The sequence below is a fragment of the Vibrio sp. ZOR0018 genome, assembly GCF_963865925.1.
Taxonomy (GTDB): domain Bacteria; phylum Pseudomonadota; class Gammaproteobacteria; order Enterobacterales; family Vibrionaceae; genus Vibrio; species Vibrio anguillarum.
Genome location: NZ_CAWMCN010000118.1, coordinates 261,735 through 279,346 on the forward strand (window position 1 = coordinate 261,735; position 17,612 = coordinate 279,346).

General features: G+C 41.9%; 11 protein-coding genes. 10 read left to right on the top strand and 1 reads right to left on the bottom strand.

The features are described 5' to 3' along the window. The first annotated feature begins 107 nt into the window (after nt 1-107). From AACR75_RS12870 to AACR75_RS12915, 10 genes are all read left to right on the top strand, one after another. Entirely contained in the window at nt 108-1,214 is a 1,107-nt protein-coding gene (locus AACR75_RS12870) for a methyltransferase (protein ID WP_047687938.1), read from the top strand. 23 nt (nt 1,215-1,237) lie between these two features. Further along, the gene (locus AACR75_RS12875; RefSeq protein ID WP_047687940.1) at nt 1,238-2,482 is read left to right on the top strand and encodes an NAD(P)/FAD-dependent oxidoreductase; all 1,245 of its coding nucleotides are present in this window, start codon (nt 1,238-1,240) and stop codon (nt 2,480-2,482) included. A gap of 179 nt (nt 2,483-2,661) precedes the next feature. After that, nucleotides 2,662-6,255 (top strand): ATP-binding protein, encoded by a 3,594-nt coding sequence (locus tag AACR75_RS12880; protein ID WP_231564158.1) that lies wholly within the window; start codon nt 2,662-2,664, stop codon nt 6,253-6,255. Then, the gene (locus tag AACR75_RS12885) at nt 6,252-8,030 is read left to right on the top strand and encodes an EAL domain-containing protein (RefSeq protein ID WP_017048098.1); all 1,779 of its coding nucleotides are present in this window, start codon (nt 6,252-6,254) and stop codon (nt 8,028-8,030) included. The genes AACR75_RS12880 and AACR75_RS12885 overlap by 4 nt, the downstream gene beginning before the upstream one ends. Nucleotides 8,031-8,552: 522 nt before the next feature. After that, nucleotides 8,553-10,184, top strand: a complete 1,632-nt coding sequence (locus AACR75_RS12890) for an ABC transporter substrate-binding protein (protein WP_156117084.1) — start codon at nt 8,553-8,555, stop codon at nt 10,182-10,184. Between the two features lie 117 nt (nt 10,185-10,301). Then, the gene (oppB, locus tag AACR75_RS12895; protein WP_013856495.1) at nt 10,302-11,222 is read left to right on the top strand and encodes an oligopeptide ABC transporter permease OppB; all 921 of its coding nucleotides are present in this window, start codon (nt 10,302-10,304) and stop codon (nt 11,220-11,222) included. A 15-nt stretch (nt 11,223-11,237) separates the two neighbouring features. Continuing rightward, complete coding sequence (oppC, locus tag AACR75_RS12900; RefSeq protein WP_026028150.1) at nt 11,238-12,140, top strand: oligopeptide ABC transporter permease OppC; 903 nt, start codon at nt 11,238-11,240, stop codon at nt 12,138-12,140. A 22-nt stretch (nt 12,141-12,162) separates the two neighbouring features. Beyond that, a complete protein-coding gene (locus tag AACR75_RS12905) occupies nt 12,163-13,134 on the top strand; it encodes an ABC transporter ATP-binding protein (protein WP_010319733.1) in 972 nt (323 codons plus the stop codon). Next, complete coding sequence (oppF, locus tag AACR75_RS12910) at nt 13,131-14,123, top strand: murein tripeptide/oligopeptide ABC transporter ATP binding protein OppF (protein WP_010319732.1); 993 nt, start codon at nt 13,131-13,133, stop codon at nt 14,121-14,123. Before AACR75_RS12905 ends, oppF begins: the two co-directional genes overlap by 4 nt. A 180-nt stretch (nt 14,124-14,303) precedes the next feature. Continuing rightward, on the top strand, nt 14,304-15,254 hold the full coding sequence (locus tag AACR75_RS12915; protein ID WP_029189787.1) for a glutathione S-transferase family protein: 951 nt from the start codon (nt 14,304-14,306) through the stop codon (nt 15,252-15,254). Between the two features lie 79 nt (nt 15,255-15,333). Here AACR75_RS12915 and pta read toward each other — a convergent pair whose 3' ends face one another. Further along, nucleotides 15,334-17,478, bottom strand: coding sequence for a phosphate acetyltransferase (pta, locus tag AACR75_RS12920; protein WP_013856498.1), 2,145 nt, complete (start codon nt 17,476-17,478; stop codon nt 15,334-15,336). Between the last annotated feature and the right edge of the window lie 134 nt (nt 17,479-17,612).

Sequence of the window (17,612 nt, forward strand, 5' to 3'; positions counted from 1 at the left end):
ATAGGGTTAAATACTATGGCACAAGATTATTCTTCGCAACTATAAACGTTTGTATCCTTGACTTAAATATTGATTTTTAAGAATTGAGTCGAACTTAGATTAAGTGTTTGGATATTGTTCACAAATTAAAGTTAGGTTTTAATGTGTTAAATCAAAAAATAGATCCTTATAACGCTTTAGAGGCAAAAACCGAAGCTCAAAAATTATCTTTTGCCCCCATCGTTTTTCATACGGCGCGCACATTACGTGACTTAGGCATACTGGCTGCATTAGATAATGCTGGCGAAAAAGGTTTAAACGCAGAACAAATTGCTCAAGAAACGAGCGTGTCAGAGTATGGCGTTAAAGTATTACTCGATATGGCCATCAGTGCCCACATTGTTTTATGGGATAAACCGAATTATTCATTGGCTAATCTAGGCATTTTTTTGCTGCATGATGGGATGACGCAAGCCAATATGGATTTCATGGCAGACGTTTGTTATGCCGCCATGATGCACTTAACCGAATCGATCACCGAAGGCAAGCCTGCTGGTCTGAAAGAACTCGGCGATTGGGATACCATCTACCAAGGTTTATCGCGTTTGCCCCAGCAAGCTAAAGAGAGTTGGTTCAAATTCGATCACTTCTATTCCGATCGTTCTTTTCCTATTTTGCTGAAAGAAGTGTTTCGTAAAAAACCGAAACATTTGGTCGATATTGGTGGCAATACGGGTAAATGGGCACTGCAATGTTGTCACTATGATTCAGACGTTGAAGTGACGATTGTGGATCTGCCACAACAGTTGGAAATGGCGATGGCTAACGCGCAGCAACAAGGTTTTACGCAGCGTATTCATCCTTTTCCAGCCAACATGCTCGATAAAGAACAACCGTTACCAAAAAATGCGGACGTGTGGTGGATGAGCCAGTTTTTAGACTGTTTTTCGCCAATGGAAATTTTGAGTATTTTAAAACGCGTTCGCGCCAATCTTTCTGCATATTCGACGGTTTATATTTTGGAACTGTTCTGGGATTCACAGAAGTACGATGCGGCTTCTTATAGCCTCAATGCCACCTCTTTGTATTTTACCTGCCTTGCAAATGGTAATAGTCGCTTCTATCGCAGCGAAGATTTCTTAGAAATCGTTCAAGCAGCAGGATTACAGGTGATCAAACGAACCGACAATATTGGCCTTGGCCACACCTTGTTAGAGCTAAAAGCCCAAGCTTAATTAAAATCGATGCGAGTCAATTCATGAATAAAGAGATAACTCAAGTTGTTATCATTGGTGCGGGCCCTTCGGGTTCGACTGCCGCGGCATTACTCCATGCACAAAACATACGCGTGTTGGTTATTGAAAAAGCACTTTTCCCACGCTTTTCTATTGGCGAAAGCTTATTACCTGCTTGTATGGAAGTGATAGAAGCGGCGGGAATGTTACCTGATGTTATGCGTGCGGGTTTTCAATATAAAAATGGTGCTGCCTTTCGAAAAAATGGTGTATACGCCCAGTTTGATTTTACCGACAAATATTCGAATGGACCGGGAACCACTTTTCAGGTACAGCGCAGTCAATTTGATAAAGTATTAGCGGATTCTGCTGTTAAGCAAGGGGTTGAAATTCGTTATCAACATCAACTGACGAATATCGAATTTGAAGAGAATAAATCACAATTATTGGTGACGGATCAACACGGTATAACGTATCAAATTGAAGCCGACTTCGTGCTGGATGCCAGTGGCTTTGGCCGAGTATTGCCTAAGTTACTCGATTTGGAAGAGCCATCGTGTTTACCTCCGAGAAAAGCCATCTTTACCCATATCATTGATCATATCTCCCCTGAACAACCAGACTACGACCGAAACAAGATACTGATCTCCGTCCATCCGCGTAATCCTGACGTATGGTACTGGCTCATTCCTTTTTCTAACGGCACATGTTCATTAGGTGTTGTCGGTGAACCGTCGTTTTTTAACGGCTATCCAAGTGATAAAATTGCGGCGATCCAGCAATTGGTGAATGAAATGCCTGAGCTGGCGGAACTGCTTTCGAAGTCCGAATACCCTAATCCTGCTGGTGAGCTAGGCGGCTATTCTGCAAATGTTAAGCAGTTGGCCACGGTAAATTATGCGTTATTAGGCAATGCTGGTGAATTTTTAGACCCGGTGTTTTCATCAGGTGTAACGATAGCCATGAAATCGGCTCAGTTAGCGGTGTCTTGTGTTGTACGCCAACTAAAAAACGAAAGTGTAGATTGGCAGCAAGAGTATTCTCAGCCATTAATGGTCGGAGTGGATACGTTCCGCACTTATGTGGAAGGTTGGTACAACGGTATGTTACAAGAGGTGATTTTTTACCAAACGCCCAACTCAAGAATAAAGCAGATGATTTGCTCTATTCTTGCAGGATATGCTTGGGATCGTAGTAATCCTTATGTCGCTGAGCATCAACGACGCTTATCAAGTTTAGCTGAAATTATTCGTACTTCATCTCATTAATAATATCCGCACCGAAATTATGTTTTGGTGCGGATATGCATCTCACATTTTAATTTTATGGGTTTATTCTCTTGTAAGATTATTCCTACACTGCATTAACGTGTTGATAAATATGTATTTTAACCAGTTTTGTTCTGATGCCCTATTCTTGGCAATGACGAGCAGGATCGTTAAACTAGTTGGATATTGGAATCAATATCACGAGAATGAATTTGTTACGTATCTACTTGTTGTTAATTTTAGCAATTAACTTACTTTTTAATACTGTTTATGCCGCCGATTATTTATCAGATTCGGAACGTACCTATTTAAAAACAAAAAAAGTCATTGTAATGGGTGTATTGTCTGAACCTTGGCTACCTTATTGGGGCGGCATTGAGAATACAATCGGTATTCAACATGATTATGCGGTAGGAATAGGAAAAGAGCTTGATGTCAAAATTGAATATCGTAGCTATCAATCGATAACTGATCTTGTTGCTGCTGTGCATGGTGGTGATGTGGATTTTGCTATTGGTTTTAGCAAAACAAAAGAGAGAGAAAAAAACATTTTATTCAGTTTGCCACTCTATAATAACCTACGAGTGATTTGGCTAAGGGACAAAAAATTAAATCAGCAAGATATGAATCATTTGAAATGGGTTTGCGTACAAGGTTCATCTTATTGTGAAACATTAGAGCAGAGCCATTACCCACACATATTACCAGCACAAAGTTTCTTAGAATCAGCAGAAATGATGAAGCAAGGTTTAGCCGATGCAACGATAACCAACTATATATCACTCAATCATTATATCAGCCCTAATTCTGGATATGACGGTGAGATTATTGCAGATGGTCGATTAGGTGTCGAAATAAATAGAATCATTTTGCCGATGGGAAATAATGAATTAAAAAGCATTTTTGATAAACTCATTCTTGCTGAAGCAACAGGAAATACAGCTAATAAGATAGACTCGACTAATATTTATTTTTTGAATAATAAAGATAGCCTAAAATTATTAAGTCAAGAAAATAGCAATCAAATTGTCAGATACACCATAGAAGAAGATATATATCCACTCTCTTATTGTGATGAGGGTGATAATCAGGTGAAGGGATATGTCCATGATTTACTCAAGCTCATTGAGTCAAAAAGCTTTCTTAAATTTCAGTATGTGCCAGCCAATGGTAGAGATATTAGACAGATGCTTATCGATAATGAAGTCGATTTATTGCCTTCATTAAATGTCGATGACATCGATAATCGTGATTTTATAGCGACCCCACCTTACACTAATTTGCAATTTGGTTATGTGGTAACTAAAAAACCTTTTCAACAGAAAAAATTAGCGATATTAGATCGTACTGGTTACTTATATAGCCACTTAAAAATCTATGAAGATAATAAAAAAGTTAAAGTTTATAGAGATCTTAAAAAGGTTATTCTAGATTTAAAATCAGGCAAGATAACTCATGCCTTAATGAATCAAGATATTATAAATCAGCAAATGGCATATCTTGGTGATAAATTCTTGATACTTCCCGCAGTAGATAATAAAGGTTACTCTATTAATATCGGTATGGTCTTTCGAAAGGATGAGTCGATATTGTTTGAAATGCTCAGCCGATCTTTAACTATGGTAACTGAGTCTGAGATTAATGCACTAAAATCACTCCATAAGAAAGTGAATGTGAATTATGGTTATGATAAGCAGCAAGTTATAATCTATTCTTTGATTGCAATGTGTATTTTTTTGTTTTTATTATTATTTGGAATAATTATATTTTACAAGTTAAAAAGTTCCTTAAAATACAGTCAAATCAGTTCAAAACTTTCAGAAGTTCAAGTGCAATGGCTGACAGATTTGCTCGATAAAATACCCAGCATGATCTTCATCTCAGATGTGAATGGGAAAGTAGTGTTATCTAACCGTTCATATAAGCAATGTAGCAAGGCTTCTCTAATTAGTGATGATGTGAATTGCCTCATATGTACTGGCATCGGATCTGTCGATCTGTCGAATAAACACTATCAGATTGATGAGAAATATTATGTCATTAATCATGAATCGATTGCGCATCCCAAGAGTGGGGATACTCATTACTTGACCGTTTGCAGTGATATCACAGAACTCAAGCTCTCAGAATTGGCATTACGTGATTCTAATAATAAGGCACTAGAAGCTGTAGATGCGAGGAATCATTTTTTAGCTGTAATGAGTCATGAGCTTAGAACGCCAATTGCGGCCATGCTAGGGTTGATGGAGATTTTATCAACTCGAATTAAAAACGATGAGAGCCGTTTGCTATTGACGAATGCAATTCGTTCTGCCGAGAGAATTAAGCACCATGTCCATGAGATTTTAGATTTTTCAAAAATGGAAGCTCAGCAATTACAATTAGATATACGCCAGCATAATATTTTAGAAGAGTTATGTCCCACCATTAGAAGCTTTGAAGCGAGTGCTAAGTTGAAAGGCGTTGAGTTCGTTGTTGATTGGGTGCCGACAGCTATTATTTACGCAAAGTTTGATGCATTACGCTTAAATCAGGTTCTTACCAATGTATTAGCCAATGCTGTTAAATTCACTACGGCAGGTACGGTTTCCATCCATGTTGAATTGACGGAAGAACAGATAGTCTTTGCCGTAAAAGATACGGGGTGCGGAATGAATGAAGCGCACTTGGATTCGTTATTTAAGCCATTTATGCAAGCGGATAAAACCATTACTCGCCAATATGGCGGTACTGGGCTTGGTATGTCAATAGTATCGAATTTAGTCAATCTAATGGATGGTCATATTACAGTTTCCAGTACGCTGAATGAGGGGACTCAAGTAACAATAGTGCTTCCCATTTGTGGTGAGCCGCTATCTGAACCGTTGAGTCAACGTAACTACCGTTGCACTAACGAACGCATTATCGAGTGGTTGAAGTGTTGGCAAGTTTCGGTGAGTCAAGGTGGTGTATCCTTGGTCGATTTTGACGCGATAATGACCAAAAAACATCTCTATCCTGACCTGCTTATTGATAAGATAAAAGATAGTGAACAAGTGCTGGTTCAACCGAAAAAAATGAAACTTTGTGGGCATGTTTTGGTGGTTGATGATGACGCTATTAACCGTTTGTTATTAAAAAAACAGCTGCATGAACTTGGTGTGCAAGCAACCATTGTTGGTGATGGAGAAGAGGCATGCCATCTTTTACAAAACGAAGACAGCCAGTTTGATTTACTACTAACGGACTGCCATATGCCTAAAATGGATGGTTTCGCTTTAGCAAGATTTGTTAAAAATCATATTCCGCAAGAGAGATATAAGGTGGTTATCGGTTGTACGGCAGAAGACTCACGGTTGATCGCAGAGAAGGCTCACCAGTCTGGTATGGAACACGTGTTGTATAAACCCTACTCCTTGGCGTCGCTGTATACTATGTTGAGTGGTTATCTTTCTATGTATCCTTTAGTAAATGTTGACTCAAAAAGCTGGCTTGAGAGCTTTTTACCGGGTGAAAAAAGTGAAATTGCTTCTGTTGTGGCAGAATCTTTAGCGGCCGAGGTCGATAGACTCGAAAAGCATGATTCTGATTACAAAATGATAGCCCATCGTGTTAAAGGCTCTGCCGGAGCGCTTCAACTGGATTATCTCGCGAGTCTTGCGGTTAGCTTGGAGCGCGAATTAGAACCACAAGCTGTTGTATCTGCAAAACAACGACTGATAATGGAAATAAAAATCGTGATTACACAAGCACAAGAATGGTTAGATAAACAGCAACGAGTAGATGACGAATGAACATTTTGATTGTCGAAGATGATCGAATTCAAGCCACGAGTTTGAAACTGAAACTCAGACAACTTGGGTTGAATAACGTCGATATTGCAGCAAATGGACACCAAGCGTTGGCTTTATGCTTGCGCAAAGAGATATCGCTGGTTTTTTGTGATATTCATATGCCGGAAATGGACGGAGTTACGCTTTTGTCGATGCTTGGGGATAAACATCCTTCACTCGGAATTATTATATTGAGTGCTGTTGACGATGCTGTGTTAGACCTTACTTATAACATGTGCTGTTTAGCGAGCTTTAATTTTGTCGATGTTTTACGAAAACCCTATTCTATTGAGCAACTTGAAACCGTGATTCATGCGTTTCATGTGAAGTGTGAACAACAGGCCGCAAGCATTACGCCTATCTCATTAGGGTACAAAGAGATAGAAACAGCATTCAGTGAAGATTGGTTATTCAATTACTATCAACCTCAGTTTGATTTTAAAACGGGTGCCATGGTTGGAGTCGAGGCACTTGTCCGATTAGATCACCCAGTTCATGGTGTATTAAGCCCTGCGCATTTTCTGCCTCTTATTGAAGAGCTGAATTTGATGGATAAGCTGTTTTTAATTGTTTTGGATAAAGCATTATCGGCTTTAGGCAGTTTGTCAGCCGATCTCCAGTTATCAATCAATATCTCCCAGAGTAATTTACAACAGCTGATCTGTGACCCCATTCTTACTCTCTGTCACAAATACGCGTTTCCCACTGATAAACTCACGCTCGAACTGACGGAAGATCATGTCTATAACGGTACGACAGCATCACTGGCTAATCTTGCGCGTTTAAGAATGCATGGTGTTGGTTTATCCATTGATGATTTTGGCACAGGCTATGCCTCTCTAAGTCAGCTCTCGAAATTACCCTTTACAGAACTTAAAGTAGATCAAAGCTTTGTCCGTGATCTCTCCACCAATTATAAAAACCAGCAACTCACCAACATGTGCTTATTGCTAGCGCAATCCTTAGGCTTGCATTGTGTTGTAGAAGGTGTGGAGGACGAAGATACTTGGCAATATTTACGTCATTTAGGCGTGGATACTTGTCAAGGTTATTATTCGGCGATGCCGATGCCGATTGGCGATCTCGCTGAACTGTATAGCAAAAATATCAGCAAGCAGTTAAGCCATCAAAGTATTGAAGATGGTGTGTATTGCTTATTAGTTGGAGAAAATTCGACTAGCGCTAATGCCCTAAGAAAAATGTTGATGAGAGAAAAACGCGTTACGCAGGTAGTCGTTGCAAGTGATCTCGCTTGCGCTGTAAAGAGATTGCGTGATTTACCTTTTAATTTAGTGGTTGTGGATAGCTACTGCAGTAAAGACGCTAGTTTGCAGTTGCATCAGCATATTGAATCGATGAATTTTAAGGGGAGACTTATTTTTCTCAATGAATATCATGAAGCAATATCTGCAGAACTTGCACATGCGCGCCACATTGTGAAATCAGCTGCATTGACTGACACCATTCAGAGCATAATGGGGGAGGTTGGGCGAACAGTTAATTTTCAACCTAGTTTTCGACTCAATGAAAGACTATCCAGCAGAGAGTTGAGTGTGGCAAATTTGTTGATTCAAGGTTTGACCAATAAGCAGATAGCTAATCAACTGGATATTAATCAGAAAACAGTCAGTACTTACAAAGCGAGAATTCAAAGTAAATTGGGCATTCGTTCGGCCATGGAGCTGATTCGTTACATTGAGCTCGATCATCTTAGTGCCAGTTTGAGCATCGCTTAAACTGAATGTCGATTTGCGTAAGCATTAGATTACACTTTTCGGTGAAAGTGTTTATTTATTATTACCAATCAACACGTTGTTAATTTATTGTTAATTGATTTTAGTGACACTCTTCACGGATTTTATTTTCAGATGGCAGGATTATCCCTTTAAGTTAGATCTAACGTAACTAAGATGTTAAAAAAAGGCTGATTTTCCAGTGAAACGTGCTGAAAATGTACTCAACACTAGATGATTTAGCACTATGGTCTGACCAGATGGCGCTTGATAACTTTAATTCACTGAGTTTGAGTTAATTGTTGGGCTATTTATCTATTCCATTAGGTAAACCATGGAATTATGCATTTTTTTGCTACGATTTTATGGCAAATTACTTCAATGGTTGCTAATGTGTGCCGCTATCCTTAGGAGTTTTTAGATTTTTCTGCTTAGTTTTTGCGCTAAATAAATCTAAAGTTCTAGCGATGCTAGAGAGCTCTCAAGGAAGTCATGGATGCAAAAATAAAAACTTGGAGTTTATGCATGTATAAAAATAAAATCACCCAAGCCCTTCTTCTAGGTGCGGGTATGGCAGTGGCTGCCACTTCTACTTTTTCTCTCGCGGCTGATGTTCCAGCCGGCACTAAATTGGCCAAAGTTCAGGAGCTCGTTCGTGGTAACGGTACTGAAGTCGCCACACTCGATCCTCACAAATCCCAAGGTGTTCCTGAGTCAAACGTTATAAGGGATATTTTAGAAGGTTTGGTCAACCAAGATGGAAAAGGGAATACCATTCCTGGTGTGGCTGAAAGCTGGGAAACAGCAGACAACAAAACTTTTATTTTTCATTTACGTAAGAATGCAAAATGGTCAAATGGTGATCCTGTTACTGCTCATGACTTCGTATATAGCTTACAGCGTACAGTTGATCCCGCTACTGCATCTCCTTATTCTTGGTATATGGAATATACTAAGATGCTTAATGCCAAAGATATTATTGAAGGAAAAAAGGATAAAAGTACTCTAGGAGTAAAAGCTCTTAATGATTACACCTTAGAAGTGCAATTAGATGAAGCTGTCCCTTACTTTGTCATGATGGCTGGCCATACAATTATGAAGCCAGTTCACAAAGCAACTATCGAAAAATATGGTGATCAATGGACTAAGCCAGAACACTTTGTTGGTAATGGTGCATTCAAAGTTAATACTTGGGTGGTAAACGAACGTTTAGTTCTTACTCGAAATCCTCAGTATTGGGAAAACAATAAAACCATTTTAGATAAAGTAACTTATTTACCTATAGAAAACCAAGTAGCAGAAATGAACCGTTTTCTTGCTGGAGAAATTGATTTCACAGCAGAGCTTCCGATCGAACATTTTAAGCGATTGAGGAAGGAGCACCCTGAATCGGTTGCTATTACTGGGTTGCTCTCTACTTATTATTATCAATTTAATACTAAGAAGAAGCCATTTGATGATGTTCGTGTCCGCAAGGCTCTGTCTTATGCAATTGATCGTAATATCATTACTGATGCTATTCTTGGTCAAGGCCAAAAACCTGCTTATTTTCTGACTCCCGAGATTACAGCTGGCTTCAATCCTGTGCTACCTGACTACGGAAAAATGTCGCAAAAAGAGCGTAATAAAGAAGCACAATCTCTTTTGAAGGAAGCCGGTTTCGATTCATCGAATCGTTTGGCGTTTACCTTTCTTTATAACACTTCTGAAAACCATAAAAAGCTTGCTGTAGCGGCTGCATCTATGTGGAAGAAGACGTTAGATGTCGATGTTGTTCTTGAAAATCAGGAATGGAAAACTTACCTAGACACGAAAGATCAAGGGAACTTTGAAGTAGCTCGTGCTGGTTGGGCTGGAGATTATAATGAGCCTTCAACATTTTTGACCTTAATGACAAGCAGTAATACCAGTGCTGGTACTCATTATGGTAGTAAAGAATACGATGAAATAATCAATAAAGCACTTACATCAACCTCTCAGCAAGAACGTGAGTCATTATACGTAAAAGCAGAGGAAAAACTGGTGGAAGACATGCCTATTATTCCAATTTATCAATATGTAAGAGCTCGCTTGCTTAATCCCCAAGTTGGTGGTTTTGCGATTGATAACGCCGAAGAAAAGATCTACTCAAAAGATCTCTATATCAAAGCAAAGTAAGCCCCTTACGCTGATAACAATATCACGACTTAGACACTGCATGTAGCTATCTTCAGATAGTAATTTACATGCAGCGTCTTTCTAATTTTCATTGTCACAGACTGAAAGAGTGAGTTTATGCTTAAATTCATCGCAAAAAGGATATTGGAAGCGATACCAACCATGTTGGTGTTGATCACAGTATCTTTCTTTCTCATGCGTTTCGCTCCTGGTAACCCATTCTCAAGCGAACGTCCTTTACCACCGGAAGTGATGGCCAACATTGAGGCCAAATATGGCTTAGACAAACCCGTGTCTGAGCAATACTTCACCTACTTGACCAATATTTTGCAAGGTGATTTTGGCCCATCATTCAAATACCAAGATTATACGGTGAATGAATTGATCGCCGTTGCCTTGCCTGTCTCGGCAAAAGTCGGCTTTATCGCTTTTATTTTTACCGTTATCGCGGGTGTTTCCATTGGCACGATTGCCGCACTAAAACATAACACTTGGATTGACTACACCATCATGTCGACGGCAATGATTGGCGTGGTGATGCCGTCGTTTGTTCTCGCCCCAGCTTTAATTTATCTCTTCTCCTTGCATTGGAAAATATTCCCAGCTGGTGGTTGGTTAGATGGAAGTTTCCAATATTTAGTACTGCCAGTGCTGGGTATGTCGATGCTCTATATTGCCACCTTTGCCCGTATCACCCGTGGCTCAATGATAGAAACACTCAACAGTAACTTTATTCGCACGGCACGCGCGAAAGGATTGAGTTATCCCTATATCGTTGTTAACCATGCTTTGAAGCCTGCTTTACTGCCTGTTGTGTCGTACATGGGGCCTGCGTTTGTCGGTATTATTACGGGGTCTGTGGTGATTGAAACGATTTTCGGTCTACCGGGTATCGGTAAGCTGTTTGTTAACGCTGCATTTAACCGCGATTACTCATTGGTGATGGGTGTAACCATTTTAATTGGTTTCCTATTTATTCTTTTCAACGCCATTGTTGATATTTTGCTTGCGGTCATTGACCCGAAAATTCGCTACTAACAGGGACGTATGGTTATGTTAACGAAAAGAGAAAACCTAGCCGCGGTTGAGAAGTTTTCTGAAAACTTAGAAATAGCTGGCCGCAGCTTATGGCAAGATGCGCGAATTCGCTTTATGCGTAACAGAGCGGCAATGGTCAGTTTGTGTATTTTGACGATGATGACCCTTGCGGTGATCGTACTACCGATGATGGCCCCGTATACCTATGACAATACGGACTGGTATTCAATGCACGTTGGGCCCAATGCGGATCATTGGTTCGGCACCGATAGCCTTGGGCGTGATTTGTATGTGCGTACCTTAGTGGGTGGGCGAATTTCGTTGATGGTTGGCGTAATGGGCGCGTTGGTTGCTGTTCTGATCGGCACACTTTATGGTGCGGCGTCGGGCTTCATTGGCGGTAAAGTAGACCGCATTATGATGCGTATTTTGGAGATTCTATACGCTGTTCCTTTCATGTTCCTTGTTATTGTGTTGGTCACGTTTTTTGGCCGCAATATCGTGCTTATCTTCGTCGCTATCGGTGCAATTGCATGGCTTGATATGGCGCGAATTGTGCGTGGCCAAACCTTGAGCCTACGCAGCAAAGAGTTTATTGAAGCGGCGCATGTGTGTGGCGTCAGCAACTGGAAAATTATTACACGTCATATTGTGCCAAACGTGTTGGGTATTGTAGCGGTCTATTCGACGCTGTTGATCCCAAGTATGATTTTGACAGAGTCATTTTTATCTTTCCTTGGTCTTGGTGTTCAAGAGCCGATGACAAGCTGGGGAGCACTTCTACAAGAAGGTTCACAAACAATGGAAGTCGCTATTTGGCAACTTGCTTTCCCAGCCGCGTTCATGGTGGTCACCCTGTTTTGCTTTAACTATGTCGGTGATGGTCTGCGCGATGCGCTTGATCCTAAAGACCGATAATTAAAAGATTAAGGAAGCAATAATGAGCTTATTAGATGTCAAAGATCTGCGGGTCGAATTTACCACTCAAGATGGTATTGTTACTGCTGTCAACGATTTAACTTTTTCACTGGAGCAAGGCGAAACCCTCGGTATCGTAGGGGAGTCTGGCTCTGGTAAATCGCAAACCGTGTTCGCTATTATGGGCCTACTTGCCAAAAATGGTATTATCACGGGTAGCGCAAAATTTGAAGGGAAAGAGATCCTCAATTTGCCAGAAAAAGCCTTGAACAAAGTGCGCGCTGAACAAATTGCGATGATCTTCCAAGATCCAATGACGTCACTGAATCCTTATATGAAGGTCAGCGAGCAGTTGATGGAAGTGCTGATGCTGCACAAAGGAATGAGCAAGTCGGCTGCGTTTGAAGAGTCGGTACGTATGCTAGAGGCGGTTAAAATCCCCGAAGCGCGTAAGCGAATTACCATGTATCCGCATGAGTTTTCTGGTGGTATGCGTCAACGCGTTATGATTGCAATGGCGTTGTTATGCCGGCCTAAGTTACTGATTGCCGATGAACCCACCACCGCATTGGACGTAACGGTGCAAGCCCAAATTATGGATTTGTTGAATGAACTCAAAAGCGAATTCAATACCGCTATTATCATGATCACCCATGATCTGGGTGTGGTTGCGGGTTCATGTGACAAAGTATTGGTAATGTATGCAGGGCGTACGATGGAATATGGCTCTGTGGATGAGATTTTCTACAACCCGAGTCACCCTTACGCTGAAGGTTTATTAAAAGCCATTCCTCGTTTGGATACGGAAGGTGAAATATTACCAACAATTCCTGGAAACCCACCTAACTTGCTACGATTGCCACCGGGTTGCCCTTATCAAGAGCGCTGCCACCGAGTGACAGAACGCTGTAAACGTGAAGCACCTATTTTATTGCCATTTGCCGATGGTCGCCAACGTGCCTGTTTTTCTGATTGGGAGGCTTGGGTTAAATGAGCGAACAAAAACCATTATTACTGGATGTAAAGAACCTCAAAGTTCACTTCAACATTGCCTCTAAATCCGCGTGGCCGTGGTCTAAACCATCCAACCTAAAAGCCGTAGATGGCGTTAATGTGCGCCTATATGAGGGTGAAACTCTCGGTGTAGTAGGCGAATCCGGTTGCGGAAAGTCTACTTTTGCGCGAGCGATCATTGGTTTAGTCGAAGCCACCGAGGGTGAAGTGGTGTGGCTAGGAAATGATTTGACGAAAATGCATGAGGTTGAGCGTCGCAAAACCCGTAAGCAAATTCAGATGATTTTCCAAGACCCACTGGCGTCATTGAACCCAAGAATGTCGGTTGGCGATATTATTGCAGAGCCACTTCAAACCTTCTATCCAGAACTTTCGAAGCAAGAAGTAAAGGATCGTGTAAAAGAGATGATGACAAAAGTCGGTTTATTGCCGAACGTCATTAACCGCTATCCCCATGAATTCTCTGGTGGTCAGTGTCAACGTATTGGTATTGCCCGTGCGCTCATTTTAAAACCGAAAATGATCATCTGTGATGAGCCAGTTTCTGCTTTGGATGTTTCAATCCAAGCGCAGGTGGTTAACCTGCTCAAAGAGCTGCAAAATGAGCTTGGTTTAAGTTTGGTTTTTATTGCCCATGATTTATCGGTAGTGAAACACATCTCTGATCGTGTACTCGTGATGTATTTAGGCAATGCGGTCGAGCTTGGCACCTCGGAGGCGTTGTTTGCGAATCCATCACACCCTTACACCAAAGCTTTGATGTCGGCTGTGCCAATTCCAGATCCAAAACTGGAGCGTGCTAAGAAAATTCAGATGCTAGAAGGGGATTTACCCTCGCCAATTAACCCGCCTTCTGGATGTGTTTTCCGTACCCGCTGTCCTCAAGCGACGGAAATTTGCGCACAGCAAAAACCGCAGATTAAAGGTAGTGATGAACATGCTGTGTCTTGTTTGCATGTCGAGCTCTAAATTTAGCCTGTGACAGGCTTAAGCGCGACGCATTTCTGGGTCGCGCTTTTTTTATCTGTGCGCTTAGCGGGGTAAATCGCACTGTTCAAAATTTCTGAATAACAAGGACAACTTCCTCCGGTTTTACCATTTTCTATCCTACTTATAATAAAAAAGTCATCGGAATGAGGAGTGGAGATCATGGGAAAATTAGTTGAAGGCGTCTGGCACAATGTTTGGTATGACACCAAAAGCAGCGCTGGGCATTTTGTACGCGAAGACGCAGGATTCAGACACTGGGTCGACAGCCAGCCAGATGCACGATTTCAACCAGAATCGGGCCGTTATCATTTGTATGTCTCTTTGGCATGCCCTTGGGCTCACCGTACATTGATTTTTCGCCAACTCAAATCACTCACCGAACACATTGATGTCACGGTCGTTTGTCCTGACATGCTAAGTGAAGGCTGGTCTTTTGGTATTCCTGAACCTCTGTTCGGCTATACCAAGCTCCATCAAATCTACACCAAAGCAAAGGTAGATTATTCAGGGCGAGTAACTGTACCTGTGCTGTGGGATAAGAAGACCAATACCATTGTTAGCAATGAATCTTCTGAGATTATTCGCATGTTTAACAGTGCATTTAATGAGTTAACGGGTAACCAGCACGACTACTATCCGCAAGCACTCAGCAAAGCTATCGATGAATGGAATGCGTATATCTACCCCAATATTAATAATGGCGTCTATCGATGTGGGTTTGCGACCACGCAAGAGGCCTATGACGATGCTTATGATGCACTCTTTACGGCATTAGATAAGGTCAACAATCATTTAGCGACGTATCGCTACTTGGTTGGTAACCAGATCACCGAGGCGGATTGGCGTTTATTCACTACACTTATCCGTTTTGATGCTGTTTACGTCGGGCATTTTAAATGCAATAAACAGCGTATCGCCGATTATGAGAACTTAAGCGGTTACTTAAAAGAGCTTTACCAAATCGACGGTATCAAACAAACGACCGATTTTTACCACATCAAACGCCACTATTATTTCAGCCATATCGGCATTAACCCAACGCAAGTGGTACCTAAGGGGCCGGATCTTGATCTTGATACGCCCCATGAGCGCGGCTTTATTGGGTTATAACGAGGGTGGAAGTGTGCTATAAAAAAGGCTCTTATGTGATACATAAGAGCCTTTTAATCAGCAAGTTAAGCTAAGAATTTTATTTTGTTTCTTGGCTTGCTTGAATCGCCGTTAACGCGATTGTGTAAACAATATCGTCAACCAGCGCACCGCGAGACAAATCGTTTACTGGTTTACGCATGCCTTGCAGCATTGGACCGATAGAAACAAGGTCTGCTGAGCGTTGTACCGCTTTGTAAGTTGTATTACCTGTGTTTAGGTCAGGGAAGACAAATACCGTTGCTTTACCAGCGACTGGAGAGTTTGGTGCTTTAGAAGCCGCCACGTTTTCCATGATTGCAGCATCGTATTGCAAAGGACCGTCGATAATAAGATCTGGACGTTTCTCTTGAGCAATGCGCGTCGCTTCACGCACTTTATCTACATCAGCACCTTTACCTGATTCACCCGTCGAGTAGGAAATCATCGCCACGCGCGGGTCAATGCCGAATGCTGCCGCAGAATCGGCCGATTGAATCGCAATTTCAGCAAGCTGTTCAGCATTTGGATCTGGGTTGATGGCGCAGTCGCCGTATACCAACACTTGATCAGGCAATAGCATGAAGAAGATAGAGGATACAATTGAGGCATTTGGCGCGGTCTTAATGATTTGGAATGGAGGAACAATGGTGTTGGCTGTGGTATGAACCGCACCAGAAACCAAACCGTCAACTTCATCCGCTTCAAGCATCATTGTACCAAGGAATACTGAATCTTGCAGTTTTTCACGAGCCACAACTTCTGTCATGCCTTTTGAACCACGCAGCTCAACCAAGCGAGCAACGTAGTTTTCGCGCACTGAGTCAGCATCGATAATTTCAACGCCAGCACCTAACTCAACACCTTGCTGCGCAGCAACGCGGCGGATTTCATCAGGGTTACCAAGTAGAACACAAGTCGCAATACCGCGCTCAGCACAAATAGATGCCGCTTTTACCGTGCGTGGTTCATCCCCTTCAGGAAGCACAATACGTTTACCTGCACGACGAGCATACTCAGTTAACTGGTAACGGAATGCTGGCGGGCTAAGGCGACGAATACCTTGCGTGCCTTCAGTGAGCGAATTAATCCAAGGACCATCGATGTGGCTAGCAACATGATCGCTGATGAACTCGATACGTTCTTTATCGTCAGCTGGAACTTCTAGGCTAAAGCTTTGTAGGTTGAGTGACGTTTGCCAAGTGTTACCTTGTGCTTTAAAAATAGGCAATCCGCTTTCAAAGGCTGGTTTACATAGGTTCACAATCTCTTGTGGCATATCGTAACCGCCAGTCAGCAGCACCGCACCAATTTCAACGCCATTCATTGCGGCCAGAGAGGCGGCAACAATCACGTCAGGACGATCGGCTGATGTTACTAAGAGTGACCCTGGCTTAAAGTGCTCAATCATGTGTGGCAAAGAACGCGCACAGAAAGTGATGCTCTTAATACGGCGAGACTTAATTTCACCTTCATTAATGATTTCAGCTTTCAGGTGTTTGGCCATATCAATAGCACGAGTCGCGATAAGATCGATACTCCAAGGCACGCAACCTAACACACGAATTGGGCTAGTGTTGAAGATCTGCATCACTTCTAAATTGGCTTGTTTCGCGCTATCTGCATCATCAAAAATTTCTGATAAGTCAGGGCGAGTACGGCCTGCTTCATCAACAGGGGCATTAAGCTTGTTGATAATAACACCTGAAATGTTTTTATTTTTTGTTCCACCAAAGTTTGAGCACGCAACTTCAATACGCTCTTTCAACTGAGTTGGGTTGTCCGTTCCCGGTGTCGCGACAAACACAATTTCTGCGCCCAGTGTTTTGGCAATTTCTGCGTTCACTTGGTTCGCGAATGGGTGTTTGCGTGTTGGCACAAGGCCTTCAATCAGCGTTACTTCAGAATCTTTATTGATGTGGTTGTAACGCTCAACGACGGTTTCAAGCAACACATCCATCTTTTCGCTACCGATCAACGTTTCTGCCGCTGACATCATCATCGGTTCTGCAATGCTGATGTCGCTATTGCGACCGATAATCGTTGAAGTGAGATCAGGTTGATCACCACCCGAGCGAGGTTGTGCAATAGGCTTATAAAAAGAAACGCTAACACCTTTACGCTCCATGGCGCGAAGGACACCCATGCTCACGCTGGTAAGACCAACACCAGCGCTGATAGGGATAAGCATAATAGTACGGGACATGAGTAGAGTACCTCAAACTATTGAAATCAATCTAACCGAAACTAGATTGAAAAAGGAACAAAGCCCAACATGACCTTCTTCGGAAATAAGCCTGCTGACCTAAATCGCTAGAAACTAAGGGTTGAGCCCCGGTA